Origin of the sequence: Variovorax beijingensis, assembly GCF_007828835.1 — a bacterium.
GTDB classification, from domain to species: Bacteria; Pseudomonadota; Gammaproteobacteria; order Burkholderiales; family Burkholderiaceae_C; genus Variovorax; species Variovorax beijingensis_A.
On record NZ_VIVL01000008.1, the window covers coordinates 63,059 to 88,340 of the forward strand.

Below are 25,282 nucleotides of genomic sequence, written 5' to 3' on the forward strand. Positions count from 1 at the left end.
TTCATGAAATAGGGTCCGACAACGCTTGGTCCAACCGATGTTGGCCGAGATCACCTCGGCTCGGTAGCCCGAATCGGCAATGCACGCCGGGCGGTCGTCATATGGAGATGCCCCGCTGCCGCCCCAACTGCCAAGTCACCGATTGGCCACGGCTGACGGCGGAGACCTGTTGACCCAGGTGCTGTTCAATCACAGGTCGCCAAGGCAGCAGGGCGAAACCCACCCCGTCATCGAGCATGGCGAAGCGACCACTGGCAAGCTGAATACTTCGGCGATAGGTGCCGCTGGCCCGCTCGCCGTCCTTCAGTCTCCGGTAGCTCCGGCCGGTCTGATCCTGCAAGGATTTGGCAGCTACCGCCAATTCCCGATCCCGCAAGGTCGACAGCAGGTCACGTGCGAGCGCGAAACGCCGACCTCGACGTTCGGCCAGGCGCTGTTCGATCAGGAACTCCGCGCGGCTGCGCATTGCATCGCGTACCTGGGTACCGAAGCCTTGCGCTACCAAGCCGCGGCCCCCATCGATCAATTGCCTGTCCAGCCAGGTGGCGCCGATGGCGCGTACCTGCTGATCGATGCGCAGGTGGGAGTGCAACTCGATGGTCGGTCCTGCAGCTTTCTGCGCATCGTGTTGTCGCGCTTTCACCGTCAGATCCGACGGCACCTTCCAGACGCCATCGGCCACACGCTCCACGACGCCCGCACGGCGCAACGCCTCGAGTCGGCGCACGTGGACATCCACGGCAGATCGAGGATCCGGATCGTTGGTCAGCTCGAGATGGGCCAAATGCTCGGCGGTCCTGTAGACGCCATCTCTCGAGACCGCCGCGATGTTGCGGTCCACCGCCCGCTCCTGCGCCGGCGGGTTCGCCTCCACAATCCCGCCCATCGGAAGCGCCGACAAGTCGGCGCCGACCGGCAGCTTCAGGTAGTGCGCCCGTCCGTCGACGCCATCGACCACCAGATAGCCTCGCCCGTGCAGTTCGTCGGCCAAGCCCTTGCCTGTGATGCGCCCGACGATGGACATTGTCGGGCTCGCCTCAATCACCAGCTCACGCTTGTCGCCCTTCATTGCCCGGTGCATCGCGCGCAGGATGTCTCCGCGCTCGCCCATCGCTGACAGGGATCGCTCCACGCCCGGCGCCAACTGCCAGTGGTTCGCGTCGAGCCGCTCGGCCAGCCCCATGGCGTCGAGCCGCTGCAGCCGGGCACGCAGCAGGGTCTGGCGCTGCCGCAGGTTCGCGGTCTTCTCTGGCGCCTGGGTCAGGTCCACCACATCGGCCGCCGCTTGCCGCAACAGCGTCCGGTCGAGGCTAGTCAGCCGCTCCTGCTCTACCTCTCGCTGCAGCCCTTGCCGGATCTCCAGCTCGGTACGGGGCCCGAGCCACTCGGTCGCGATCTCGCTGGCACGCAACCGCATGCCGTGGGCCATGTAGTCCGGGGCGATGACCAGGTCCCGGCTCGCCCTCCCCTCGCCGACCTTGCCGCGCAACACGACGTGGGTGTGCGGGTTGTCCGTGTCCCAATGATCGACCGCGACCCAGTCCAGCCGCGTCTCCAGATCCACCTCCATGCGCCGCATCAGCTCGCGCGTGTAGCCGCGCAGGTCTTCCAGCTGCTCGGCGTCTTCGACTGAAACGATGAGACGGAACTGGTGCCTGTCGCCTCGGCCTCGTTCCTCGAAGGCCTTGAGATTCGCCTCGTCCGTGGCCGCACCGTAGGCTTGGCCGCGCTGCCCATCGCGCGTGACACCGTCTCGCTCGATGTAACGCAGGTGCGCGGCGACCGAACTGGCGCCGGCTTTCTTGAGGACCACGAAGCGGGACTTGATGACCACGCGCCGGGCGTTCGCCGGGAGCCGGTGGCCAGCCATGCCGGCAGCCACGCGGCCGCGGCCGAAGATGGATGCTGGCCGCCCAATACGTACACCTGAAGCATTGGCGCCGGCCTTCGAGGCCGCCTTCAGGACCTGCGAGACGAAGCGCTGCGAACTTGGCCCGGCGCGCGACCTCGGCGCCACCGGCTTGACGCGGAAACGCTCGCCATCCTGCGTATCTTTACGCGAGGCCATGGCGCAAGCTCCAGCGCAACACAACGCACGGCAACGCAGACGGCACGCAGACACGCTTGGCGGCGAACCGCGTTGCATGCCTGCGCGGCACAGGCACTGCAAGGCGCCGTGCCGCGCCAACCCCACGTGCAGACTGGATCGGCAGACGAAGGCGTGCCGCCCCTTTTATCTTGCCCTCCGTCTCCGCCTCCCGCCTCCGCTCCCGGCTCCGACCCACCGCCAGCCGCGCACCAAGTGCGCAATGCTGCCCGTGAGGCAGCAGCGGTGCAGCGCCCGCTGCACGCTGGCGGCGGACCGTCTGCACGATGGGATGCAGCGCCGACGCAGGTCCAGCTGCAGTTCGGCCGCATGCCCGGAGACAGAATGATGGGAAGTTCATGGCGCGCTCCATGTCCACAAGGGCTGCGCGACGCCGAGCACGGCCGACGCGGCGATGGGCCCGAAGTAGCGGCTGTCAAACGACGCCGGGTTCGTGTCGCTGAGCAGAAACAGCTCGCTCAGCGCCAGGGAACGGCATTGCGACCAGGCTTGCAGCGGACGATGCACGCCGTCATGCGTGCGCACGTTCGCCAGCGCGACGCCATCGATGCGCACAACCAGCTCTCGAACACACACTGATTGCGGCGCGAGCGCGCCGATGCGCTTGAGGATCGGCACGCCGTTCGGCAGGTAGCCGCGCTGCGCTGCGAACGCGGCCACGTCGGCGGGAAGCCGTACTAGCACGATGCTGCCAACGTGCAGCGAGTCAGGCGGCTCGATGCGATACCAGCCACGCGCCACGCTGTGGCTTGGGTTGTAGACCAGGCGCACCGGAACCTGCACCATGGCCGGCATGCACAGTGCCGCAAGGCTGATGCCCATGCAGGCGAAAACCATGCGGCGCATCATTGCAGTACCTCGCGCGCGAGATGCGCCGCATGCCGCTCGGCCGTGTAGACGGGCAACGGCTGACGCGCGGCCAGCCGGTTGCCGACTGTGCGCCAGTATGTGGCGGTGGCTGCGCACGGCTCGATGCCCAGCGCCTCGATGGCGTCAATCACCGCGAGCACTACCTTGACCTGCAGCTCGCCATCGGCGCGCAGCAGTATGCGCGCGCCGGGTGCCACGCCGGCAACGCGCTGAGCGTCGTCAAATGGTGTCGGCGACTGCAGCACCATGAGCTGCCAGAGCGCCGTGCCGTAGTCATTCCCGATCCACTTCACGCGGCAGCAGACTTTGCGTGGCGTGAACATCGCAACACGCCGCCAACGATCCAGCACGATCTCGACGGTCGGCTGACCAAACCGCAGCCAGACGTTCACCCGATGCTCGACGAAAGCGAGCGAAACCCGCATTCCGGTGGCCCGCGGCGGCGCCATCGCTTGCAGCGAAGCCTGCGGGACGACTGGCGTCGGATGCGAAGCCGGCGCCGTCATGCCGCGTCCTCCGGGTATTCGCGCTCCAGCAATTCACGCAGCATGTCCGCCGCTGTGAGATCGCGCCGGAACGCCACGACCTTGATGCGCCCGCGCATTGCGGGCGTCACGTCGATGGTCAGCCGCGCGGTGTAGATTGATGCCTTCACCGGTATCTCTGATGCGTCGGGCTGTCGAACCCAGGCCGATGCCGGATCGGCACCGGGCCTGCGGCCAATGGATGCCCGGCGCGGCTTCGCGGATGGCAGGGGCTTGGTCATCGCAGCATCTCCCGCACCGCCTGCGCGAGCGCCGCGATCTCGCGTGCGGCTGCGCACTGCGGCGCCACTTCGCAGGCCAGGCGCCCCGCGGCGACGCTGTCGGCGAACACGATGCGCTGCGAGACTTCCGCCGTCAGCGCGGCGAACGGCTGATCGGCGAGCGCGGCGCGTGCCTCGCGCCCGATCACCGTGCCGACCACGCGCCGGTTGATGACAAAGGCCGCGCGCAGCGCAGGCCGGAACACCCGGGCCTCTGCAATGAGCTGCACCATCTCGTGGCTGGCCCACACGTCGTAGGCGCTCGGCTGCACCGGGATCAGCACGAGGTCGGCGGCCAGCAGTGCGGAACGCGCAAGGGCCGCGACGCGCGGTGGCCCATCGATCACCACGAAATCCGTCTGCAAAGCGATCTGCGGCGCCTCTTGGTGCAGCGAGTCCCTCGCCAGCCCGAAGACGCTGTACAGCCGCCCCTGCCTGTTCTGAAGCCGCCGTTGCGCCCAGTCGAGGGCCGACCCCTGCGGGTCGGCATCGAGCAGCGTGACGCGGCTTCCCTGCAGAGCCAACTCGCCAGCCAGGTGCGTGGCGAGCGTTGTCTTGCCTGCGCCGCCTTTCTGGTTAAGCAGCGCGATCACTTTGCCGGGGCGGCTGTCTTCTCTTGCCGGGAGGCAGTTCTCGGGTATTGGACCTGCCTGATTTGCAGTCGCTGAACCACTGCCCATTTTTTGGGCATCCTCCGCTCGCGCGCGCGTGACTTCCATTTATGTATCCCTTTAGATGTTTAGGGAGCCCCGAAACCGTTGCTGGGCGCGGCTCGCTGGGTGTTTCGCGCCGGTGATCCACCGATAGAAGCGCCGGTGATACCCCGAGTCGCGTGCCGGTGATCCACCGAGTCCGTCCACACACCATCCACAGGTTCTTCAACAGAAGTTGTGAATAAGTTGCTCCTCGCGACGACGTCCGGGCAATGGCGGAACGCCAGCCATTCGCTGCCGCCGCTGCGCTCGATGAAGAGGCGATAGCCGGGCAACGCCTGGTGCAGAGCCAGGCCGCGCACATGCGCGGCGAAGTCGCGGTAGCGTTGGAGCGCACCGGACTTCAGGTACAGGTGGCGCATGTCGAAGCGCCAGCCACCGGGCTGCCGGCCGCCATGCTTGCGCACGAGCCGGTACAGCCAACGCTCGATGCCTCCGGAAAGCCGGAAGTACGTGGGGTCCAGAGTGAGCACCAGAGCCTCGTCCATCACGCCCGAGAAAAACCAGTCGGCCAGGATCAACTCGATGCCGTCGGCGCGGCCATCGGGCCGGATGTACTCCTTCCATTCGTTGATCCAGGAGAAGCGGTGCGTGCGCTTGGCGCCATTCGGGCGCTCCCGCTGGCGCAAGGTTGTCGCGACGGTTGTGGACTGCAGCCGGTCCAGCGCGGCGCGCAGCGCTAGGTAGTCGCTGCGGCCGGTACCTCGTTGCGCGAAGCACAGGATCTCGTAGGGCGTGGCCACCATCAGGCGCGAAGGCGCGATGCCCTCCTTCTTGGCCTGGACGATCTGGCTCGCGGCCCAGATCAGCACGTCGGCATCCCAGATGGTGGCGATGCCATGCTCAGGCACGCCCTCCACGTTGAGCGACACGCCGCCGGCCTCGAAGCGGATCGGCACGGTGCGCGGCGACTTGGCCAGCGAGAAGAACGGGTAGGCCATCAGGTCCTGCGCGTCGCGCAGCGCCATGTCGCCGCCCGGCAATGCGCGGAACAGTGACAGCTGTTCGCGTTCACTCGGGCGCTTCGACATAGAGACCGGCCCCTGCCCTGCATCGATCAGCGGACCGAGTCGCGCTGCACGTAGCCGGGATCGGAGGTCATTCCGTAGGCGCGGCTGTTGGCCCAGGTGCGCAGGTCCTCGACCGCGTAGACCACACGCGCGCCGAACTTGCGGAAGCGCGGGCCACCGCCCAACACGCGCTGTTTCTCCAGCGTGCGCGGCGACAGCCGCAGGAAGGCGCCGGCCTCCTCGGTGGTCAGGAACTCGGGGTTAGCTGGCGCGGCGGGTACCGCTTGCGCCTTTAGCGATGGCGCAGGGGCGCGGGTGGGATACAGGGAACTGGCACTCGCCATGACGGCCTCCATCACTGTCGGTGAGCCGCAAACCATTTGCAGCCCGATGGAGGCAGTCTCGGGAGTAAGGGCCTTCCTGCGCAGGGAGAGATTCAGCGCATCGGTTCGTCTCCGGGGGACTGTGCTACGGTGCGCCTGGCCCCCGCCAGGACCAGATAGCCGCCCCTCATGTACGCCTCGGCGCGCCGCAGCAGGTGCCGGACCTGCGCTCGCAGTTCACCATCGGCTTGCCAGCGCAACGCCACGGCTTCGAGGCCGAACAGGGCCTGAGCGATGTCGCGATGCGACGCGCCGGCCTGCGTGCCGTCGAGCGCCTGCAGGGCGCGAAGATGCAGCAGTTCGGCACGGCTAGCAGCCCGCACGCCCCCTGCCGCGGGTGAAAGGCCCTGCAGGGCCTGTGCCTGTACGGTGAATGTGTCGAGTTGCCCACGCAGGGCAGGGCCGAGCGGAACGGTGACGGCGTAGGCCGTCCCGTCGGCGAGGTCACCAGCCAGTGACGCATGCAAATGCTGCGCGGACACCTCAGCCAGCAGCGTCAGGCCTGCGCCGCCCAGCGCCAGGCGCTTGCGTCCAGGCACACGCCACAGGTCGAAGGACTGCTGGTCAGATGCGCTGCGCGCAGTCAATGCGCGCACGTGCAGCAAATCATCAGTCGCCGTGATCCAGAGCGGATGCGCCTCACGCGCGTCGAGAGTTGGATCTTCAGCGCCGTCGCAACCCCCATCGCTCGAACGATGCACCGCGCCGTGCCCAGTCCCTCTGGTACTGCGGATGGCGGCGCAGATACTCCCAAGCGAGTGCGGGACCATCGAGGCTCAGCGTGTACAGATAGGCGGCCGACACGCCCCAGGGTGCGTTCGGCTGATCTTCAATATTGCGGCCAGTCATGGCGAAACTCCGTTTTTCTTGCCTGGGAGTACGCTGCCACAGGTATGGCTGGCATGGCTGGCTTTTGCGGCGGTGCGCTGTCGCGCACGCGGCGACGCTGCCGCGCGACCCAACCGTCATGAAGCTCAGTCGTTGATCGACCCGTCGCGCTGTGCGTCTGCCACATAGGCTGACAGCGGCTGACGCGCGTTGAAATGCGGATCGGCCACGATGCGCAGGCCCTTGGGGCCGCGCACGCTCTCGAGCGCCGACAGGCTCACTCGGCCCAACTCGGGGAAGCCGGTGCCGGCATCGGTAAGCCCGTAGGCGCGATCGCCATCGGCATCGAGCTCGGTCAGTAGCCAGCAGGCGGGCGCGTCCAGCGTGTACAGCTTGACGATGGGATAGGGATCGATGGCCTGGCCAGTGGCGCGGGCCGCGCCGTTGGCCAGCAACTGGGTGCGCTGTTGTTCGGTGAGGAGGGTCATGGTTCCTCCGCAAGAGGGGTTGAAGCTACTGCCGTGAAGGGGGAAAGGACGCAGGTAAGTACTTCCAAGAGGCATTAATTAGACGCCAGATTGAGTTAAAGATAACGTGGTTTAAATTGTGCTGAACCGGGACGCTTCTGTCCATGCAGAAGCGAACCATCCAGCGTGGACGGCCGGCCGGCGCGACGACCTTCGAGGTCGCGCCCGCGCTGGCGTTCGGTGCCGTGGTGCGCGCACTGCGTACCGCGGATGGTGTTGCCCAGGAAACGCTGGCGCACCTGGCCGGCATCGAGCGTTCGCACATGGGCAAGATCGAGCGCGGCGAACACATGCCCACGCTGGTCCTCGTGCTCAAAATAGCCCGGGCACTCGACCGCAGCGCGGGCGAACTGCTGCTGGAGACGGAGGCCAGGCTTCCGAAGGAATGGCACCAGCCGCCCGCCGGACAAGCCGGCGACTGATGCCCGCAGCGCCTATGCCACGATGCGCCCCGCCAGCCGGGCTTCGCGTGCATAGGCGCTGATGGCTTGTCACCCTGGAAGTACAAGTCGCGCTCGATGGGCAGACCCCAGCGCCCTCGCAAGCTCTCCAACTCTTGAAGGCTCACGTAGCCCAACTCGGGAAATCCTTGCCCCAGATCGCACAGGCCGAAGGCGCGGTCCTGGTCATCCGGATCGATTTCGGTCAGGAGCCAGGTCGCACCTGCATTGGGCGTGAACAGCTTGACCACGGGATATGGATCGAATCCGTCGTTTTCGACGGATCGCCGGCCGTTGGCCAGCAGCTGCGCACTTTGTTCGTCGGTGATGAGCTTCGTCATGGTCTTTCTCCTTGGAAGGAATCCGGGCGGAATTGCCCGAGACCGGACGCAGCACGGCGCAGCGCAGCCGTCAGGGTTCGAAGACGGCCGCCAGGACGCCAGCGCGCAAGGCACGCGCCGACCTTGACGGCGAGAACGGCGTGCAACGATGAAGGGAACAGCAAGACAGTCCCCCAACCACGGCATCCGCATCGCAAGCGCAGCGCGCAGCACCGCAGGTGCGAAGGCGTCAGCGATGGAAGCCCGAACGGGGCGAGACGCCATGGGCGGCTCGATGCGCAGCACGAGAGCGCGGTCCGGCATCGCTGGAGACGCACGGAATCGTGAAACCATGGAAGCGCATCAGCTGAAATCCGAGGAACCGTCATTCCGACTCCACACATCGACGTAAAACCGCAGGTCAGCACAAGCACGGAATCGGCTCTTCGACAAAGCGCAAATGCGGAGTTGCGCTTTTGGGTATATCCGCACATGCACAAAAAAGACGAGCCGCGAACACGAACGCCAACACGACGACGCCCGCGAACCTTCGCGGGCCATCGGTGCGTTCGGCAGAGAAAGCGCCCCGCCGAAGCGGGGCGCCGAGGGCGACGCTCAGTCGCCCTTGCTGCGCGACCAGATCAGGTTGTGCGCGCCGTCCTCGCCTTCGACCAGGCGGGCATAGATGGTCGCCGGGAACGACGGGTCATCCAGCGTCACCGACAGGTAGGGCCGATCCGCCTTGCTGACCTTCTTCCACGCCGCGCCGATCTCCAGGCCGTTGCCGGCGATGACGCGGAAGTCAGGGGCGTTTTCGCTCGTCTTGTCGCTGGCGGCGATCTTGACCTTGACATTCAAGGTCAGGGTGCGAACCGTGCCGGTGTAGCCGTTGCCCGAAGCGGTGAAGTTACCAATGGTGCTCATGATGAAGTCCTTTCGAGGTTGATCCAGGTCCGCGCCGATCGCGGCCTTGGCGTGATCCGGACGGCGCGGGGCCGGGCGCGCCGCACCCCAGGCGAAGCAGGGGCCGCAGCGCAGCGAAGGACCGGAAGGCACGAGAAATTTGCCTCGCGAGGAATCTGCGCAGCAGAGGGGAAATTTGTCGGGCCGCACGGTTGCGGCGAGGAAGCCCGAGGCGAAACGAAACGAAGAGCAGCGCCGCCGTGCCCGCGCCAGGATTCACGGCAAATACAAGGCCGTGGGCGTGGACCTGTTCTCGCAAAGGACGCATGAGCCTGGTACCCGCTCGAAGCAACAGCATTCCGGCATGGACCCGCCCGCACCCGAACGCCAAAGTAGCCGCCTCGCGAAGACCAGAAAGAACGCACCGCCGCATCGCAGCGGCATGGAAGTCGGCATCGGCGAAATGGAAGGGCATGGCGGACGGCCTGTCGAAGAAGGCCTCCGTCGTTCACGGTGGCCTGCCGCCAGCGTCGAGGACGACGCTGCATTCCGGAACCCAGCGCAGCCAAGCCTGTCGTGAACCCGCTCCGCCCATCGGCGGGGCGCACTCCCGGAAGGTCTCAGCGGCGCAGCCGCTGGATGTCAAAACGCGCGCGGCACACCTGCCGCGCGCGTCGCGCCGATTCAAAAGCCCCGGCCCGAAGGCCGGGGCTCATGTTCACGCAGTAGCGTGCTCGCCCTCTTTGGCCACCGCCTCGATGCTGCCACGGCCTACGGCTTCGGCCCTGACCTCACTCTCCGGCACGACACGCGTTTCCGCTTCGGCTGCGACAGCAGCGTCCTGCCCCCGGAACATCACAGGCAACCAGCCCGTACCCACCGCCAACCGCTCGGCTTCGCTCGCGATCTCGGCCTTCTTGAGCTTGCCCAGCCGGTTCACCTGATCCGGCGCGAACGCCTGCACCGCTTCCAGCGCCTTGGCTTTCGAGACATGCTCGAAATAGCCCGCAGCGGTCGGCGTCCACCAGTCGTGCATATCGAGGTTCACCGCCCGCGCGAGCGCGGCGGCGGGCACCTCCTCTTCGTGCGAAGCCAGCACGCTGACCGTGGAGGCCACGCACACCGCCAGCAGCGACAGCAGTTCCTGCAGCGGCAAGGTCAGCAGTTCGGCGAACAGTGCTTCCGGGTTGTCAGGCAGGCGATCGGCCCAAGCCTGTCGAACCTTCGTCATGCCGATGGCTGCAAGCGACTGCGCCACGTCCGGCGCATGCAGCCCCAACCCGTCCTGCGGCGTGGCGCTGATATCGACCGGCGAACCGCCCGAGCCGTAGCTGTCCACAATCACACGCATAGCGAGACGATGCACCAAGGCCACCAACGCGACTTGCGGGTGCCGCGCCACCTCGGCCTGCAAGGCGGCGGTCCGATGCGCGCTCAGGCGCTTCGCCAGCTTCTCCGAGATGCCGGGCTTGGCCGGTCCGTCGCTATCGACTGGGTTAATGCCTGCCCCGCCCTCTTCCTGCCGCGCCTGCTCCCGCAAGGTCTTGGCCTGTTCCTCGCGCATCAAGCCGCGGTGCACGACCACGCCGCCCATGTGATCGACCGACACCACGGCCCCGGCCAGCGCCACCACGGAGGGCGAGTATTCGACCAGCTTCTGCTCGATGGCATCCAGCTCGTTGCAGAGCTCGTCCATTTCCTCCTGCAGCGCCTGCGCCTGTTCGTCGGTCATGTCCGCGTTCTCGTCGTCCAACCGCGCCTGCAGCTTCGCCTGTTGGTCTTCGAGCTTGGCGATTCGCTTGGCCTCGGCCTTGCAGGGTTCGCGCCGCGCGCTGCGCGCGCGTTGGAACTGGTACAGATCGGAGGACGTGACACGCGGCGCGGCATCCACCCATGCCCAGCCTTCGGCCCGCACCTGCTCGACGGTCGGTGCAAGCCTGTCGCGCGCCAGCGCATCCAACAGCGCGCCATCGGTCAGGAAGATGCCGCTTTGCTCGTCCGCGAACAGGTCGCGGCGCACCCCGCCGCCCGCCTGCTCGTAGGCTTCCACCCCCACGAAGCGCGCCACCGCATCGCGGCCGGCGTCGATCTCGTCACCGGTCAGGTGATCGCGCAGCGCCTCGGGGCTGCGCTGCCATTGCGGCGATTCGTAGAACGCCGCCTCCTGCGCCGCATGGTCATCGGTGATGGCCAGCGCCATCAACTGCTCCAGCGTCACGGCCTGCGATCCGAAGTCCGCCAGCAACCGGGGCGAGACATTGGCGAGCTTCAGGCGCCGCTGCACCACCAAAGGCGTCACCCCGAAGTCGGCCGCGATGTCCTCCACCGGACGGCCCTCGGCCACGAGGTCTTTCCACGCGAACAGTTCCTCGATGGGCGACATGGCCTCGCGTTGCACGTTCTCGGTGAAGCTCACGGTACGCGCCGCATCGTCCTGCACCAACAGACAGTGCACCTCATGGTCCTTCGCCAGCTTGCGGCGCTTGACCAGCAGCATGAGCGCAGCCAAGCGCCGCCGTCCAGCGACCACCTCGTAGTGCTCGCCATCGGGTGCGGCCACCACAGTGAGGTTTTGCAGCAAGCCCACGCGGGCAATGCTCGATGCCAGTTCGAGGATCGACGTGCCGCCGCTCTTGCGCACATTGCGGCTCGAAGGCCGCAGCCTGGACAGCGGAATGAGCAGCAGTTGCTGCGAAGCCGCGACAGCGGCAGCGCCGCCCGTGGGGACGGATGCGGCGATGTAAGCGGCTGCGCCGATGGCAGCGGTTTCTTGAAAGGTAGCGGTGTTCATGAGTAGCTCCAATCGGAAAGATGGAAAGACGTAAAACCGAGGAATGAATGGAGGGGCTGCATGCCCCTTCGGAATGGCTCAGGCCTTGAGTTGGCGCATGCCATCGGCCAGCAGCCACAGGGCGCGGTTCAGCCGCAGGTTCTGGTCGATGCCCTGAACGGGCCGCGTGCTCTGGCGGCGTCCGTTGCTGGCGCGGGCACGCAGGCCGCCCTTGATGAGGTTTTCCTGCGTGCGGTTGAACACGCTCCACAGGTCGCGGCGCTCGTCGTCCGTGCGGCGCGGCATCAGGATTTGCGCTTCCGTGATGGGTGCGGGCTTGTCCGGGTCGTCGTACTTGAGGGTCAGCGCGGCGCGGGCGAACACCTCGGATTCCCCGGCGTCCAGCGTGACGGCCTGCATGGATTCGCGCGAGGCTTGCGCCTGTCCGAAACCTTCCAGCACGGCATAGGCGCCTTCGATCACATGGCCCGCCACGTCGCCCTTGTGGGGCACGCGCACGTCGGCCACGGTATCGCCGCACACCAGCCCATTGCTGCACACGAAGCGGAACATGCCCGCCAGCATCTGGTAGCTGCTGGTCCCGTCATGGGAGTTGAGCAGGATGATTTCGTTGGTCTCCTGACCATTGATCTGGCTTGCATGGCGCAGCCGGATCATGTGCTTGGTGAAGTCGCGCCGCCCCTCCTGCCGCACACGGGTCTGGCACACCATGAAGGGCTCGAAGCCCTCCCCTCTCAATTCCCGCAGCACGCTGGCCGTGGGTATGTAGCTGTAGCGCTCCGAGCGGCTGCCGTGCGGGGCCTGCGCGAAGATGGACGGCGCGACGGTCCGTATCTGGTCATCCGACAACGGATGTTCCGAGCGCAGCACCGGCGAGTGGTCGGCGAAACGGAAACGGGATGCAAGTTGCATGGTCTTTCTCCTGACAAGGTTGGCTGTTGAAAAAGCCTCACCGGATTCCTAGATTCGGAGCCCTCTTCGGGTCTTCCGGTGGGGTCGGCACGAAGAACCCGGTCGGCCTCGTTGCCACCGTCTTTCCTGAGTTCATCGCCCGCGGCCAACAGGAGCGCGCGCCGGGGCGCCGTCAAGGAAGAAGCGCCGGGGCTGGTGCGGCCCGCAGCCGAAGGCGAGGACACGGCCTGGCGCGCCTTGACGGCGCCCCGGCGCGCGCTACGGTCGCGGACAAGGTGATGAGGGAAGGAAAGATGGCTGGACTGGCAATGGCCACTCTTCACGCCGACCCCACGCAAGCGAAGCGCGCAGGCCCGGATCAACGAGCCGGGCCGAAGGCGTCAGCCGAGCGGAGCGAGGGAACGATGGAAGCCCCAAGGGGCGAGACGCCAAGGGTGGCTCGATGCGCAAGCACGACAGCGCGGCCGGCCATACCTCCATGGCCGGAGACGCCCGGAATCAGCTACTGTTGCGGGCAATTCAACCAGCAACGCGAAACCCCGGATGAACACTGCCCCAACCGCAACAGAGACACGTGTGGCCGTCCTGGTCGACTGCGACAACGTACCGCCCGACATCCTCGAACACGCACTGCGCATGGTGGCGCAGTTCGGCCGCGTCGTTCTGCGCCGCGGCTACGGCAACCAGGGCACGCTGGCCAACAAATGGCAGGATGCCCTGGTGCGGCTGGCCTTCACCCCCTGCCTGCAGTACCAGTACGCCGCCGGCAAGAACACCGCCGACATCGCCTTGGCACTGGACGCGCTAGAAGCGCTCTTCGACCAGCGAGCCGACACCTTCTGCCTGGTCACCAGCGATTCCGACTTCGCCTACCTGTGCCGTAAGCTGCGCGAACGCGGCGCCACCGTCTGCATCGTCGGCGAGCCCAAGACGCCCGACGCCCTGCGCAACGCCAGCGACCAGTTCTTCGAATGGACACGTCCCGAACCACCGGCGGAAGCAGTGGTCGAGCCCGCGCCGAAGGCCTCCGCGAAAGCGGAGCCGGCCAAGGCCGAACCGCCGAAGCAAGAACCGCCCAAGCCGGCGCCGAAGCGCCGGCCACGCTTCCTCGTCGAGGCCGTCGCACTGCTGGCCAGCGACACGTCCGAAGGCAAGGTGGGCCTGGGCGTCCTGGGCCAGTACCTCAAGCGCACCGACCCGGCCTTCTCGCCCCAGACCTACGGCCACTCCGGACTGTTGAACATGGTCAAGACCTACGACCTCCTGGCGCCTCAGCAGGAAGAAGGCGGCCACTGGTCGGTAAGCCTGCTGCCCAAGGCCGAGGGCGCGGCGGAGGCCAACGTGCCGCACACATAGGACGTGCAGCGGCACATTGACGCAAAGGCCTGAAAGGCCCCGGCTTCACAGAAGCGCGCGCTCGGCCATCGAGAGGACCGTGCCGCCCGAGACGGTCAGGAGATCCAGCACCTGCACGTCAACCAGCGTCAGCGCTGCCACGAGTGTCAGGGTCAGAGCCTTGTCGGACCGCGACGGCTCGGCCACGGGAGCCGCTAACTGATTCAACGCGAGTATTCGCGTGAATTCACCGGTTTTCTCAGCCCGCTCGCTTCCGGACTTTCCTTCGCTCTAGATACTCAACCATTGCTTCAACACTGTTGGATCCATCTGTTTCGGCTGTGCCAAGTGCCTCTGGCGTGACATCGGGCTGCGGCAATACGAAGTTGTCGCCCCAATCGAGACATTTGAGGTCCATGACCGCGCCCGTGAGGCCGTCGGTCAGGCCACCGACTTGGCACTTGTAGAAGTGATTGATGACCCCAGCACAGAGGTCTGCCAATTGAAGCTGTGGGTGTTGCTTCGAGTCCCCTTGGGTCAAAGAAAGTGCACGGAGCGGAAACTTTGTCTTCCTGCGATCAGTCCCGATGGTTTGGGATCCCTCATCTGGTCCAGCCATCATGCACATCCGCATCAGCCTATGCGACGGCGGTACCTTTGGGCGAAATCCACATACCAGTCGATGCTCCCAGGCTCGGCGAGCGCATCTCGGCTCACGACCTTCTCGAGCGCGTGGCCCAGCAGCAGCTTCTTGACGGGCAACTCCAGCTTCTTGCCAGTGATGGTCTTCGGGATCGCGCTCACCTGGACGATTTCGTTGGGGACGTGGCGTGCCGACAGACCCGTGCGCAAGGCCTGCCGGATGCGCTGCGCCAGCGGCTCGTCCAACTCGATGCCGGGCCGTAACTGGATGAACAGCGCCATGTACGAATCGCGCCCGAGGTACTCCAGGTCCACGACCAGGCTGTCCAGCACTTCGGTGATGCCTTGCACGACACGGTACAGCTCGGATGTTCCCATGCGCACGCCTTGGCGGTTGATGGTGGCGTCTGAACGGCCGTAGATCACGCCTGCCGTGGCTTCCGGCCGTGGCGCCAGTCGCAACCAGTCGCCATGCCGCCAGACGTTGCGGCCCCGGCTGTCCTTGAAGGTCTCGAAGTAGCTCTCCAGGTACCGCCGATTTCCCTCGTCTCCCCAGAAGTACAACGGCATCGAAGGCAAGGGCCTCGTGCACACCAGTTCCCCCACCTCGTCCAGCACGGGCTGGCCGGCCTCGTTCCACGCCTGCACGCAGGCGCCCAAGGTGCGGCATTGCATCTCGCCTGTGTACACCGGCAGGGAGGGGAGCCCCACTAGGAAACCGCCCGCGATGTCCGTTCCGCCGGAAACGATGTTGAGCCAGAGATCTTGTTTGACGGCGCTGTACAGCCAATCACAAGCCTCGGGTGACAACGGAGAGCCGGTGGACGACACCGTGTGCAACTGCCGCAGGTCCGCGATCTCGCGCGGCACGATGCCGGCCTTCAGGCAGGCGTGGTGGATCGCAGCGCCGGCGCCGAAGACGTGAATGCCCAGCCGTCCCGCCAGCTTCCACAGGTGGCCCCAGTCCGGCTCGGCACCGGCGCCGGTCACGGCGCCGTCGTACAGCACGAGGGTGGCGCCCCCCAGCAGCCCCATGACGTGCGCGTTCCACACCATCCACGACGTGTTGGCGGCCCAGAAGACGCGCTCGCCCGGGTGCAGGTCGCCATGCAGGACCATGTTCACCATGCCGTTCGCGAGCACGCCACCGTGGCCGTGGACGATCGCCTTGGGCAGCCCCGTCGTTCCCGACGAGTAAAGAATCCACAGCGGGTGATCTGCCGGGAGCGCCGCCGGCTGCCAGGCTGTCACGCATGCGATGGCCTCCTGCCAGCGCACCGTCGTGCGGCCCGTGGCCTGCCCGGGCGGATGCGCAGCCGCGTCAAGATGCGGAATCCAGAGGATGCCGGTGACCGTCGGCAGCTCGCGCAGGATCTCGTCCAGTGCGCCGCGGCGGTCGAACGGCTTGCCGCCGAAGCGATAGCCATCTACTGCGACCAGCACCTTGGGCTCGATCTGGCGAAACCGGTCGCCCACGCTGACCGGCCCCATGTCCGGCGCGCACAGGGACCACACCGCGCCCAAGCTGGCGGCGGCCAGGAACGCAACGACCGCCTGGGGGATGTTGGGGAGGTAGCCGGCCACTCGGTCACCTTGCTGCACACCCAGGTCACGCAGGGCCTGGGCCACTGATGCCACCTGGCGCTTGAGCTCGTCCCAGCTCACAGCGCCGGTGCCCGAGGCTTCGCTTTCAAATACGATCGCGGGCGAGGCCAGGTGCGCGTGGCGGAACACCTGGTCGACCAGGTTGAGTTGGGCGCCTTCGAACCAGCGGGCGCCCGGCATGTCGTCGCTGGACAGGATGCGCTCATACGGCGTTCGCAACGGAAGCTCGAAGAAGGCCAGGACGGCGCTCCAGAAGCCCTCCAGATCGGTCACTGACCATTGCCACAGCGCCTCATAGTCCTCGAAGCGAAGACCGCGTTCGCGATCCAGCCAGGCCTCGAAGAGCGTGATCAGGGCCCGTGCCTTGCGGTCCGGCGCAGGCGTCCACAGGGGTGCATCGAGCGCCGTGTGAGAGGTGATTTCTGGATGTGTGGTCATCGCGGTGCCGTTTTGCTGGTGGGCGCTTGCATGAGATTCCTGGGGGCCACGCCGAAACGATGCAGCACGTTGCCAAGCAGTTGTCCGAAAAGCGGGTCGTTGCCGATCACCCAGGCCGCGCCGACGGCGCCTGCATGAAACACGCGCCCGCCTTGCGGCCGCTCCCAATAGATCATTTCGGCCGAAAGCCCGTCGAGCGATTCGGTGGGCCTCGAGTAGTAGTCGAGGTAGGCGTCCAGCTTGCCCGGGACGCGCCGGATGCCCTTGGCGATGACCTCGATGCCCTCCTGTGCGACGGGAAGAGAAGCACCCGGGGGGCAGCACTTCGTCATCTTCGCGAGGGTCGAAAGGGTCAGGTCCCACTCGTGTCCGATGGCGCGCGGCAGCCCGCCGCCGGGCGCGTGGCCGAAGGTCTCGCCCTTGCCGAGGCCCAGAGGATGTGGCTCGTTGAAGAGCGCGTGCGCAGGCAGCTCGACGTGGTAGACGCCGAAGTCATCGCCGTCGGCGAAGGCCCAGCCGGCAGTTTCGAGGCCGATGATCTCGCCGGCCGGCCGGCCCGATGCCTTGAGCCGTCCGCCGCGTGCCCAGTCCTGGCTGTGGTACTGCTCGCCGAACGCACCGGCCGGTGGGCCGACGGGCGGCTTCGTGTCGTCGTGATCGGGTCCATTGACCTTGCGCTGCTCCATGACGGTGAAGTCTTCGTCGTAGCTCACGCGCAGGTACATGGTGTTGCCCGACAGCACGACAGCGCTGCCGCCGCGCTTTAGGAAATCGTCGAGCCCTTCCACGCCGGGCAGCGACCAGTATTCGCTGTGGCCGTTGATGACTACGGTCTTGTAGCGAGCGAGCAGCGACGGGTCGCGATGCAAGTCGATGTCGCCGATCACGTCGTAGTCGTAGCCTTGTTGGTCGAGCCACACGTGCAGGTGCCGTTCGAGCCGGGTCCATTGGCTGAAGCCGCTCTCGGCCGGGTCATAGAGTGCATTGGGGCTGGCATTGGGCCAGGGCACGCGCAGGCCGACCTGATAGCAGGGCTGGCCGTGGCGGTGATAGACGTAGCTGCTGTAGGCCGGCGCTTCGGGGTGGCTGTTCTCCAGGCCTTCCGAACGGCGCGGCCATACCGGGTCGTCGACCACGTTCTTCGCGAAGGGCGTGGTGGCGTAGGCGAGCCAACTGTTGACGGCGCACAGGACGAGGATGGGCGCTGGTGCCACGTGCGCGGGCTTGCGCACGATGAAGGTGATGTCGTAGTCCGCCGTGCGGCCTTCGATATCGAAGCGCGCGCGGCCGACGTAGACGCCAGATCGGGCGTCGTCGGGAATGCGGAATTCGTGCACCGCGTCCCAGCGGCAGTCGTACAGGTCGTCGCCGGCGAAACGCAGGCCGTGCCCGCGCGTCGGATCGTGCAGCGGGTCATAAAGCGACTCGTCTTCTTCGAATTGGCCGACCTTTCCGGGCTCGAAGGCCGGGCCGACGATCATCCAGGTCGCATGGTTGACAATTCGGCCGGTGCGTTGGTGCCCGCTGGCGTCGGCCACTTGCGCGTCGCGTTCTTCCCGAAGGGGCCAGCAGGCGAGCACCGAACGGCCCGTCGCGATCTGCAATCCGCGTTGTTCGTGGCGGGCGGTGATCTCGCTGCCCGTCAGCGCCCGGTCGTACAACGCAGGCATGACAAGGTCGGCTTCGAGGAACAGGTCGACCAGGCCATCGACAGCGCTTGCGCCGAGCCGCAGCGGCGCGGCTGCGGGCTCGACGGCCTGCGGTGCGGGCCACTGCGCCACGCAACCCCCATCGATCCACAGCGTTGCGAGCTCGCCGTCCCACGTGGCGGCAATGTGCTGCCAACGACGCGCAGCAAGCCGGCCGTGCGATGGCGCGGCGTTGTCTCCCAGATGAAACGACAGTGCGCCGCCCGGTTCGATGAAGAGCGCAAAGCCGCGGTAAGCGGGGTCGTCGTGCTGGCTGACGATGGTCTGCCTGACATCAACCGTCCAGGGCTTGATCCAGCATTCGAAGCTCAATCCGCGCAGTGGAAGACCGGCGGGTAAGCCGCGTTCCACATGCACGTAGGAGCCGGGGTGGATCGGCTGAACACGCACTGGATGCGGCGCGAATGCTTCGAGTGCCACGTCGTCGCTGCGTCCTTCGACGTCGCTGCCCAGCCGGCAGACCGCGAATTCGTAGGGCACGTCGCTGCTGACGTGGAAGCGGACGAGTTCACCCGCCGCCACGGTCTTGGCATCGGCGTAGCCATGGAGGCCGGGCAGTTGCAGCGGTTTGTGCGGTGGGATCGGGTGCGAGGCGTTCGCAGTCATTCCGATGTGAATCCCGAGGCCTTCACCACCGGTCCCCAGCGCTTGATGTCGTCGGCGATGAGGGCCGAGAGTTCTTCTGGCGTGCTCGGATTCGGGTCGCTGCTGAGCTTGAGTAGCCGTTCCTGCACGTCCTTGTTGGCCAGTGCCTTGCCGAGTGCCGCATTCAGTTGGTCGACGATGGGCCGCGGCGTGCCCGCCGGCACGAAGAGGCCGGTCCATTCCAGGTTGTCGAAGTGCGGCTGGCCGAGTTCCTTGAGCGTCGGCACGTCGGGCAGCAATGCGGCACGCCGGGTGCCGTTGACCGCCAGCACCTTGAGCTTGCCTGACTGCTGGTGAGCGACGAGATCGGCAATGGGCATGATGCCGGCCGAGATCTGGTTGCCGAGCAGGTCCTGCACCAGCGGCGCGGCGCCTCGGTACGGCGCGGCGACGAGGCCAGCCTTGGCGTCGCTCCCGAGCCGGTAGCCCATGAACTGCGAGACGCTGCCCGGTGCGGGCACGCCGTAGTTCGCCTTCTTCGGGTCCTTGGTGGCGATGTCGAGCCACTGCTTCACATCCTTGGCCTGCAGCTCCGCAGGCACCGCGATGCCTTCGTAGAAGCTCACGATGCGGCCGATGGGCTTGAAGTCCTTGACGGGGTCGTAGCGCACCGACTTCGTGGTGAGCGGCAGCATGACCATCATGTGCATGTTGGCCAGCAGCACGGTGAGCCCGTCCGCCGGCGCCGTGCGAACGTAGTCAGCCGCGATCGCGCCGCCTGCACCGGTGCGGTTGTCGACGACGACAACCGTGCCGAGTTCGGCGGCCAGCTTGTCGGCAAGCGTGCGCGCCTGCACGTCGGCCGAGCCGCCGGCCGGGTAGCCGACGATGAGCTTCAGCGGGCCGTGCGCGGTGTTGATCTGTGCGGTGGCCGCGGCTGCGAAGGCCAGCGCGGTGCAGGCGAGCGTGACCTTCAGGGTGAACGGGAGCTTCATCGGAGGCTTTCCTGGGTGGGTTGCGAAATCGGTGCGGTCACCGGGCTCAGTGCGCGAGGCCCTTGCGCGCGATCTCATCGGCGAGATCGGCCAGCGACTTTTCGAGCAGGTCGGCCAACTCGTCGATCTCCGTTTCGGTGATCGTGAGCGGGGGCGTGATCATCTGGAAATCGCCGAAGGCGCCGAGGTTGGCCCGGCGGTTGTAGAGCGCGATGCCATGCTTCAACCCGTGCTCGGTCAACCGCGCGGGTGCGTTGAAAGCGACCGGCAACTGGCTGCGCTTTGCCTTGTCCGAGACGATCTCGATGGCGGTGAGCAGGCCTTTGCCGCGCACGTCGCCGACGATCGGAGAGCGCGAGGCGATGTCGCGCAGGCGTGCCATCAGCAGTTCCCCCCTGTCGCGTGCGCAGGTCACGAGGTCTTGCCGCACGACCTCGTCGACCACGGCGCGCGCCACTGCACACGACAGCGGATTCGTGAAGTAGGTGTGGCCGTGCACGAAGCCGCCGGCCCCCGCGATCGCATCGACCATCCGGTTCGGTGCGAGCAGGCAACCGAGCGGTGTGTAGCCGGCGGCCAGGCCCTTGGCGAGCGTCACGAGGTCGGGGCGTGCGCCCTCCCAGTGGTGAGCGGCAAGGAAGGCGCCGGTGCGGCCGGCGCCGCTCATGATTTCGTCGAAGATCACCAGCACGCCGTAGCGATCGCAGATCTCGCGCACGCGCCGAAAGTAGGCGGCCGAGGACACCACCGCACCGGTCGAGAGGCCACCGATAGGTTCCAGGATGAACGCCAGCACTGTGTCCGGGCCTTCGCGCAGGATGGTTTGTTCGAGCGCATCGGCGCACGCCTGTTCGAGCGACTCCACCGTGTGGCCATCGGGGATGCGGTACGACAAGGGCGCCGGCACTTTGGGCATGGCACGAACCATCGGGCCATACAAGTTGAGCGTGTTGGCATCGCCCGTGACCGCGAGCGCACCGAGCGTCGAGCCGTGGTAGCTGGGGTCGCGCGAGATCACCTTCGCGCGGCTGCCCTGGCCGGTCACGACCGCGTACTGGCGCGCCAGCTTGATCGCCGCCTCGTTGGCCTCAGATCCGCCCGAGACGAAGAATGCGCGATCGAAGCTGTCGCCTGCGAGTGCGCAGACGCTGTCGGCCAGCGCGATGTTGTGCTCGCTCTCGAAAAAGCGCGGGTACGCGAAGGTCACCTTCGACGCCTGTTCGGTCATCGCGGCCAGCACGCGCGGATTGCCGTGGCCGATGTTCGCGACGACGGCGCCGGCCGTTGCGTCGAGATAGCGCTTGCCGTTCGCGTCCCACAGAAAGACGCCTTCGCCGCGGGCGACGCGCGGCGGACGGGCCGACCCTTTGGGCGCGTAGAAGCCGAGGACGGAGCCGCCTTTGGGCTCGTCGCCGATCCGGGCGATGCCGGCCGTGGGGGAGTTCGAAGTGTTCATGGCCCGACGATACGAACCGCTGTCACTTTCCGCTAGACGCATGGAGCGATGAAGTGCTATACGTATAGCGCATGAAGCACGTACATGACCGACTCGATCTGCTCGACACTTTTCAGAAGATCGGCGAGAGCGGATCGCTCAGCAAGGCGGCCCGTTTGCTGGGCATGACGCAGCCCACGGTCAGCCGGCGACTGCTCGAGTTGGAGCGGCTGCTCGGCTGCAAGCTGGCGCTGCGCACGACCGCGAGCTTTTCGCTCACCGATGAAGGGCGATCGCTGCTCGTCGAGGCCCGCGACCTCGGCGATCGCTGGTCAGGCCTGTCGCAACGCCTGAAGGGCGGGCAGAGCCGGCCAGAAGGCACGCTGCGCGTGATCGGGCCTTCGGGGTACGGGACGGGCTTCCTGACTGACGCGGTGACTGACCTGCGCGCGGCGCATCCCGCGTTGCGTGTCGAACTCACGCTGACAGATCGGTTGCTCGACCTGACGGCGTGGGGCGCGGATTGCTGGGTCTGCGTGGGCGAGGTGCGTGACCCTGGGTTGGTGAGCCGCAAGCTCGGCACGATGGAGCGCGTGCTGATCGCCACGCCCGAACTGCTCAAGAAGCTGGAGCCCGTCAGCATCGCGCGCCTTTCGCAGTTGCCCTGCGTGGGGCTCGTACCGTACGTGACCGGCAACGTGCGCATGCTGGACCGGGCGGGCCGCTCCCGCATGGTCATGCTCGACACGCCGGTCCAGACCGACAGCCTGTTGTCGAGCTACCGCGCGATCCTCAACGGAGCGGGCATCGGCGCAGCGGCTCCCTGGATGTGCCAGGAAGACCTCAACACGGGCCGGGTGCAGCGGGTGCTGGCGAACTGGTGGCTTGAGCCGATCGCCATTCACGTCGCGCTGCCTCCGGGCATCTACAGGCCCGCGCGCGTGACCGCATTCATCGAGGCCCTCAAGGCAAGGATGTCTGCCCTTTCCGGATTCAAGCCATCGCACTAAGAAAAGCAAACCACCAAGACGTACCCAATGCCCTTGCAATCCGGCGGACGGGATCGGACCATCATTCGCCGCCAACAGGAAAGTCTATTTATCACCAATGACCGCGATTGCAGACACCTCAATCATCATTCCCACGAAAGGCAGACTGTGTACCGTGATAGACGTACTTGCAGGGAAGTTGCCTTCGGGCCAGAACTCGTGGCGGATCGGAATGAGCGGCTCCAGCAGCCTGGGGTCGGTCAGATAGACAGTAATGTTGACGACATCTTTCATGCTGCCGCCGGCGCGTTTGACCGCTGCGTCGATGGCTCGGAAGATCACGCGGGCCTGGCCTTCGAAGTCGCCGGCCATCGATTTTCCTTGTTCGTCCCTTATACCGACTTGACCCGATATCCAGAGCGTCTTTCCGCCTTGCGTCGCCACCGCGGTGGAATACCCACGGGGCTGCCCAGCTTCCGATTTGAGGTACTCGCGGGCATTCGCAGTCATTGTCAAAAAAAGCGAACTGCATACTGTGGCGAGCAGTGCATGGCGAAATTTCATATCCACTCCTAAGTTGACGAGCCGGTTTCAATAGGGCATGCAGGTACATGCGCACTTGTTGGCGATGTCGGCAAGGCCTCATCGCCCCATCGCTGCCACGCCACCAGTCGCCACGACCGAGTCCTGATCTGGAGAGCCGCCTGAGGCGCCGATCGCTCCGACGATCATGCCCGCTTGCATCAGCGGAATGCCGCCTTCAACTGCGTTCGCATGGGGCAGGGTAAGAATGCGCAGGCCGGCGTTGCCAGCTGCCAGCGCATCCTGAAACGCTTTGGTCGGACGACGGTACATCGCGGCCGACACCGCCTTGTTCTGGGCGACCAGAATGCTGGCGTTCTGAGTGTTGTCCATCTTCTCGAATGCCACGAGGTTGCCCCCGGTATCCACCACTGCCACCGCCATGGGAACGTTGATTCGGCGAGCCTCGGCAAGCGCAGCACCGATAGCGTGGCGGGCCTGCTCGAGATTGATGTTGTTTCCGTACTGCGGGACTGAGACCGCGGCGGGCGCGGGCGCCTGCGCGATGGCCGGTACGTTTCCCCCGTATACGGCAAGCGCAGCGATGAGGGATGCGATATTGCGGACAGTAACCATGGTGAATTGCTCCGGGTATAGAAGAAGCGCGCGCACGCATGCGCACCGCAGGGTGGTACCCGCTTCCCTCTGTTGATATGAGTTGTCCAGTTGCGAACTGCTGTCGAAATATCTTCGACGTTCAGATTTCGCACACGAAATCGACCGCATGAATAGGGATCATGTGCAGGTCCCTAGAGCGTCGGCGCTGCAGACTCCAACTCTGTCCTGAGCTTCTGCGCGATGCTCTTCATGAGCCGATGCAGTCTAGGAGACTAGGCAAGCCCACCAGTTCGAGGCTGGCGATCGCCAATTGAATGAGGTTGTCTGATCGAGGCTCCGCATATTCGACTTCGGCGTGAGAGATGAACTGCACTCTATAAATTCATCGATCGTGTGCAAAGAGAAATTTCTGGAAATCACATTTCCTTGAGATGGAAAATTGGATTAGTTCACCAAGCAATCGCTGTGTGCCCAGGTTTCGGAGCAAGGCAGCCTCAGCGGCGCAGCCACGGCACTAGGGCTTTCGGACCCCACGGTGATACGCCGCTGGCCGCGCGCAGATCGGGGACGGGAGACGGCTGGGCCAGCGTAATCCGTCAATCAACTATGCTCTTGCGCGTGATACGAGCGCGGACGTTTGCGCGACGATTCATGCGCCGCGGAATCGTATGCTCTAAGGCAGCAGTGCCCCGTAGTCGTCGTGCCGGCCAGCGCGCCGCGCTCGGTAACGAACTCAGCGCTTCCGACCCAGAGTTCTTTGCCGGTTGCATCTTTAGTTGCTGGACGCATAGGTGCACGAGACGGGTAGGTCCAAGCTCTTGATCCCGAAAGCCCGACCGTCACATCCGTCCGGTCCACTTCCGCTCGTATTCATGGTCGGCAAATTCATCAACCATGAAGTTGATGAACGCGCGAACTTTCGCCGACAAGTGCTTTCGATTGGGGTAGGCGATATTGATCGTGAGTTGCGGCAACTCCCACTCGTCCAGTACAGGCACCAAGCGACCGGCAACAACGTCGTCGTAGAGGATGTAGCTGGGCTGCACGAGTATTCCATGGCCGTTCAGTGCAGCTGCCCTGAGGACCTGGCCATCGTTCGACTCGAGCAAGCCATGAACCGCCACTGATTCCCGCTGCGCCCCGCGGGTGAAACTCAGCTCATTCGGGTTCTTCGCATAGACGTATAGCAAAAGCGCGTGCCGTGACAGCTCGTTCGGGTGTTGCGGCACGCCTCGGTTCGCAAGGTATGCCGGCGAGGCCGCCAAGAATCTCCGTGTGGTCCCCAGCCGGCGAATAGTGATGGTGCTGTCCGGTTCCAGTTCGCGTGTTCGGATTGCGACATCGATCCCGTTGTCGATCATGTCCAAGTACCTGTTCGCGGTCTCTATGTGCACCCGCAGTTGCGGGTACAACTGTTGAAAGCGTGGCAAGCGAGGCGCGATGATTTGCATCGCGAAAGACAGCGAGGCACTCACTCGTAGAACGCCCGAGGGATTGAGCGTAGCGCTTTGGAGTGCCGATTCCGCGTCTTCCAACTCACTGAGGATGTGCCTCGCACGCTCAAGAAATTCCTGCCCCTCGCGTGTCAGGTACAGGCGACGCGTGTTCCGCTCTACCAGCCGCACCTTGACACGGTTCTCGAGCGAAGCCAAGGTGCGACTTGCGGCAGGATTGGACAAGCCCAACGCCTCGGCGGCCTTACCAAGCCCCCCACGCTCAGCAACCTGAATGAAGAGCGATAGCTCAGTGAATCGATCCATTTTTCCGACTTTTGGAAATGTGAATTCCGGGCTGGGTGGT

At 65.7% G+C, this 25,282-nt stretch carries 24 protein-coding genes and 2 pseudogenes; 4 read left to right on the top strand and 22 right to left on the bottom strand.

The window, feature by feature from the left end:
• Nucleotides 1-97: 97 nt before the first annotated feature.
• The 10 genes and pseudogenes from FB547_RS21915 to FB547_RS21955 form a co-directional block, all read right to left on the bottom strand.
• Nucleotides 98-2,068: a DUF3363 domain-containing protein gene (locus FB547_RS21915; RefSeq protein ID WP_145745789.1), complete on the bottom strand. Its 1,971-nt coding sequence runs from the start codon at nucleotides 2,066-2,068 to the stop codon at nucleotides 98-100.
• A gap of 375 nt (nucleotides 2,069-2,443) precedes the next feature.
• Nucleotides 2,444-2,956, bottom strand: coding sequence for a S26 family signal peptidase (locus FB547_RS21920; RefSeq protein WP_145745790.1), 513 nt, complete (start codon nucleotides 2,954-2,956; stop codon nucleotides 2,444-2,446).
• A complete protein-coding gene (locus tag FB547_RS21925) occupies nucleotides 2,953-3,483 on the bottom strand; it encodes a DUF2840 domain-containing protein (RefSeq protein WP_145745791.1) in 531 nt (176 codons plus the stop codon). The genes FB547_RS21920 and FB547_RS21925 overlap by 4 nt, the downstream gene beginning before the upstream one ends.
• Nucleotides 3,480-3,743, bottom strand: coding sequence for a chromosome partitioning protein ParB (locus tag FB547_RS21930; protein ID WP_145745792.1), 264 nt, complete (start codon nucleotides 3,741-3,743; stop codon nucleotides 3,480-3,482). Before FB547_RS21930 ends, FB547_RS21925 begins: the two co-directional genes overlap by 4 nt.
• Nucleotides 3,740-4,501: a ParA family partition ATPase gene (parA, locus tag FB547_RS21935; protein WP_261380354.1), complete on the bottom strand. Its 762-nt coding sequence runs from the start codon at nucleotides 4,499-4,501 to the stop codon at nucleotides 3,740-3,742. The genes FB547_RS21930 and parA overlap by 4 nt, the downstream gene beginning before the upstream one ends.
• Nucleotides 4,502-4,701: 200 nt before the next feature.
• Nucleotides 4,702-5,526: pseudogene (locus FB547_RS21940) on the bottom strand (replication initiator protein A); the annotation flags it as partial.
• Nucleotides 5,527-5,552: 26 nt separating this feature from the next.
• Nucleotides 5,553-5,849, bottom strand: coding sequence for a helix-turn-helix transcriptional regulator (locus FB547_RS21945; RefSeq protein WP_225612725.1), 297 nt, complete (start codon nucleotides 5,847-5,849; stop codon nucleotides 5,553-5,555).
• Nucleotides 5,850-5,941: 92 nt separating this feature from the next.
• Nucleotides 5,942-6,484 carry a DUF2285 domain-containing protein gene (locus FB547_RS21950; RefSeq protein ID WP_261380369.1) on the bottom strand — a complete coding sequence of 181 codons (543 nt, stop codon included), beginning with the start codon at nucleotides 6,482-6,484 and terminating at the stop codon, nucleotides 5,942-5,944.
• 67 nt (nucleotides 6,485-6,551) lie between these two features.
• A complete protein-coding gene (locus tag FB547_RS33635) occupies nucleotides 6,552-6,737 on the bottom strand; it encodes a transcriptional regulator domain-containing protein (protein ID WP_225612727.1) in 186 nt (61 codons plus the stop codon).
• 125 nt (nucleotides 6,738-6,862) lie between these two features.
• The gene (locus tag FB547_RS21955) at nucleotides 6,863-7,204 is read right to left on the bottom strand and encodes a DUF2958 domain-containing protein (RefSeq protein ID WP_145745794.1); all 342 of its coding nucleotides are present in this window, start codon (nucleotides 7,202-7,204) and stop codon (nucleotides 6,863-6,865) included.
• Between the two features lie 143 nt (nucleotides 7,205-7,347).
• On the opposite strand from FB547_RS21955, the gene FB547_RS21960 reads away from it, so the two are divergent.
• Nucleotides 7,348-7,665, top strand: a complete 318-nt coding sequence (locus FB547_RS21960) for a helix-turn-helix domain-containing protein (protein WP_145745795.1) — start codon at nucleotides 7,348-7,350, stop codon at nucleotides 7,663-7,665.
• Nucleotides 7,666-7,677: 12 nt separating this feature from the next.
• On the opposite strand, the pseudogene FB547_RS21965 reads toward FB547_RS21960, so the two are convergent.
• Nucleotides 7,678-8,024: pseudogene (locus FB547_RS21965) on the bottom strand (DUF2958 domain-containing protein).
• Between the two features lie 594 nt (nucleotides 8,025-8,618).
• Nucleotides 8,619-8,927 carry a DUF736 domain-containing protein gene (locus FB547_RS21970; protein ID WP_145745991.1) on the bottom strand — a complete coding sequence of 103 codons (309 nt, stop codon included), beginning with the start codon at nucleotides 8,925-8,927 and terminating at the stop codon, nucleotides 8,619-8,621.
• A 175-nt stretch (nucleotides 8,928-9,102) separates the two neighbouring features.
• Between FB547_RS21970 and FB547_RS21975 the strand changes: the two genes are divergently transcribed.
• Nucleotides 9,103-9,486, top strand: coding sequence for a hypothetical protein (locus tag FB547_RS21975; protein WP_145745796.1), 384 nt, complete (start codon nucleotides 9,103-9,105; stop codon nucleotides 9,484-9,486).
• Between the two features lie 138 nt (nucleotides 9,487-9,624).
• Here the strand turns inward: FB547_RS21975 and FB547_RS21980 are convergent, their stop codons facing one another.
• Together FB547_RS21980 and FB547_RS21985 are read right to left on the bottom strand one after the other, a co-directional pair.
• The gene (locus tag FB547_RS21980) at nucleotides 9,625-11,697 is read right to left on the bottom strand and encodes a ParB/RepB/Spo0J family partition protein (protein WP_145745797.1); all 2,073 of its coding nucleotides are present in this window, start codon (nucleotides 11,695-11,697) and stop codon (nucleotides 9,625-9,627) included.
• 78 nt (nucleotides 11,698-11,775) lie between these two features.
• Complete coding sequence (locus tag FB547_RS21985; RefSeq protein ID WP_145745798.1) at nucleotides 11,776-12,609, bottom strand: DUF932 domain-containing protein; 834 nt, start codon at nucleotides 12,607-12,609, stop codon at nucleotides 11,776-11,778.
• A gap of 543 nt (nucleotides 12,610-13,152) precedes the next feature.
• On the opposite strand from FB547_RS21985, the gene FB547_RS21990 reads away from it, so the two are divergent.
• On the top strand, nucleotides 13,153-13,965 hold the full coding sequence (locus tag FB547_RS21990; RefSeq protein WP_145745799.1) for an NYN domain-containing protein: 813 nt from the start codon (nucleotides 13,153-13,155) through the stop codon (nucleotides 13,963-13,965).
• Between the two features lie 45 nt (nucleotides 13,966-14,010).
• Here FB547_RS21990 and FB547_RS21995 read toward each other — a convergent pair whose 3' ends face one another.
• From FB547_RS21995 to FB547_RS22015, 5 genes are all read right to left on the bottom strand, one after another.
• Entirely contained in the window at nucleotides 14,011-14,151 is a 141-nt protein-coding gene (locus FB547_RS21995; RefSeq protein WP_261380355.1) for a JAB domain-containing protein, read from the bottom strand.
• 426 nt (nucleotides 14,152-14,577) lie between these two features.
• Nucleotides 14,578-16,629, bottom strand: coding sequence for an acetoacetate--CoA ligase (locus FB547_RS22000; RefSeq protein WP_145745801.1), 2,052 nt, complete (start codon nucleotides 16,627-16,629; stop codon nucleotides 14,578-14,580).
• Entirely contained in the window at nucleotides 16,626-18,944 is a 2,319-nt protein-coding gene (locus FB547_RS22005; protein ID WP_145745802.1) for a LamG domain-containing protein, read from the bottom strand. Before FB547_RS22005 ends, FB547_RS22000 begins: the two co-directional genes overlap by 4 nt.
• Entirely contained in the window at nucleotides 18,941-19,918 is a 978-nt protein-coding gene (locus FB547_RS22010; RefSeq protein WP_186454223.1) for a Bug family tripartite tricarboxylate transporter substrate binding protein, read from the bottom strand. The genes FB547_RS22005 and FB547_RS22010 overlap by 4 nt, the downstream gene beginning before the upstream one ends.
• Before the next feature lie 46 nt (nucleotides 19,919-19,964).
• Nucleotides 19,965-21,374: an aspartate aminotransferase family protein gene (locus tag FB547_RS22015; protein ID WP_145745804.1), complete on the bottom strand. Its 1,410-nt coding sequence runs from the start codon at nucleotides 21,372-21,374 to the stop codon at nucleotides 19,965-19,967.
• Between the two features lie 71 nt (nucleotides 21,375-21,445).
• Between FB547_RS22015 and FB547_RS22020 the strand changes: the two genes are divergently transcribed.
• On the top strand, nucleotides 21,446-22,363 hold the full coding sequence (locus FB547_RS22020) for a LysR family transcriptional regulator (protein WP_145745805.1): 918 nt from the start codon (nucleotides 21,446-21,448) through the stop codon (nucleotides 22,361-22,363).
• 84 nt (nucleotides 22,364-22,447) lie between these two features.
• Here the strand turns inward: FB547_RS22020 and FB547_RS22025 are convergent, their stop codons facing one another.
• From FB547_RS22025 to FB547_RS22035, 3 genes are all read right to left on the bottom strand, one after another.
• Nucleotides 22,448-22,906: a RidA family protein gene (locus tag FB547_RS22025; protein ID WP_261380356.1), complete on the bottom strand. Its 459-nt coding sequence runs from the start codon at nucleotides 22,904-22,906 to the stop codon at nucleotides 22,448-22,450.
• Between the two features lie 78 nt (nucleotides 22,907-22,984).
• Entirely contained in the window at nucleotides 22,985-23,500 is a 516-nt protein-coding gene (locus FB547_RS22030) for a GlcG/HbpS family heme-binding protein (protein ID WP_145745806.1), read from the bottom strand.
• Between the two features lie 821 nt (nucleotides 23,501-24,321).
• Nucleotides 24,322-25,242 carry a LysR family transcriptional regulator gene (locus FB547_RS22035; protein ID WP_145745807.1) on the bottom strand — a complete coding sequence of 307 codons (921 nt, stop codon included), beginning with the start codon at nucleotides 25,240-25,242 and terminating at the stop codon, nucleotides 24,322-24,324.
• Nucleotides 25,243-25,282: the final 40 nt, after the last annotated feature.

Coding starts and splice junctions, on each gene's coding strand:
- FB547_RS21915 (WP_145745789.1), bottom strand. CDS start 2,068: ATGGCCTCGCGTAAAGATACGCAGGATGGCGAGCGTTTCCGCGTCAAG.
- FB547_RS21920 (WP_145745790.1), bottom strand. CDS start 2,956: ATGATGCGCCGCATGGTTTTCGCCTGCATGGGCATCAGCCTTGCGGCA.
- FB547_RS21925 (WP_145745791.1), bottom strand. CDS start 3,483: ATGACGGCGCCGGCTTCGCATCCGACGCCAGTCGTCCCGCAGGCTTCG.
- FB547_RS21930 (WP_145745792.1), bottom strand. CDS start 3,743: ATGACCAAGCCCCTGCCATCCGCGAAGCCGCGCCGGGCATCCATTGGC.
- parA (WP_261380354.1), bottom strand. CDS start 4,501: ATGGAAGTCACGCGCGCGCGAGCGGAGGATGCCCAAAAAATGGGCAGT.
- FB547_RS21945 (WP_225612725.1), bottom strand. CDS start 5,849: ATGGCGAGTGCCAGTTCCCTGTATCCCACCCGCGCCCCTGCGCCATCG.
- FB547_RS33635 (WP_225612727.1), bottom strand. CDS start 6,737: ATGACTGGCCGCAATATTGAAGATCAGCCGAACGCACCCTGGGGCGTG.
- FB547_RS21955 (WP_145745794.1), bottom strand. CDS start 7,204: ATGACCCTCCTCACCGAACAACAGCGCACCCAGTTGCTGGCCAACGGC.
- FB547_RS21960 (WP_145745795.1), top strand. CDS start 7,348: ATGCAGAAGCGAACCATCCAGCGTGGACGGCCGGCCGGCGCGACGACC.
- FB547_RS21970 (WP_145745991.1), bottom strand. CDS start 8,927: ATGAGCACCATTGGTAACTTCACCGCTTCGGGCAACGGCTACACCGGC.
- FB547_RS21980 (WP_145745797.1), bottom strand. CDS start 11,697: ATGAACACCGCTACCTTTCAAGAAACCGCTGCCATCGGCGCAGCCGCT.
- FB547_RS21985 (WP_145745798.1), bottom strand. CDS start 12,609: ATGCAACTTGCATCCCGTTTCCGTTTCGCCGACCACTCGCCGGTGCTG.
- FB547_RS21990 (WP_145745799.1), top strand. CDS start 13,153: ATGAACACTGCCCCAACCGCAACAGAGACACGTGTGGCCGTCCTGGTC.
- FB547_RS22000 (WP_145745801.1), bottom strand. CDS start 16,629: ATGACCACACATCCAGAAATCACCTCTCACACGGCGCTCGATGCACCC.
- FB547_RS22005 (WP_145745802.1), bottom strand. CDS start 18,944: ATGACTGCGAACGCCTCGCACCCGATCCCACCGCACAAACCGCTGCAA.
- FB547_RS22010 (WP_186454223.1), bottom strand. CDS start 19,918: ATGAAGCTCCCGTTCACCCTGAAGGTCACGCTCGCCTGCACCGCGCTG.
- FB547_RS22015 (WP_145745804.1), bottom strand. CDS start 21,374: ATGAACACTTCGAACTCCCCCACGGCCGGCATCGCCCGGATCGGCGAC.
- FB547_RS22020 (WP_145745805.1), top strand. CDS start 21,446: ATGAAGCACGTACATGACCGACTCGATCTGCTCGACACTTTTCAGAAG.
- FB547_RS22025 (WP_261380356.1), bottom strand. CDS start 22,906: ATGAAATTTCGCCATGCACTGCTCGCCACAGTATGCAGTTCGCTTTTT.
- FB547_RS22030 (WP_145745806.1), bottom strand. CDS start 23,500: ATGGTTACTGTCCGCAATATCGCATCCCTCATCGCTGCGCTTGCCGTA.
- FB547_RS22035 (WP_145745807.1), bottom strand. CDS start 25,242: ATGGATCGATTCACTGAGCTATCGCTCTTCATTCAGGTTGCTGAGCGT.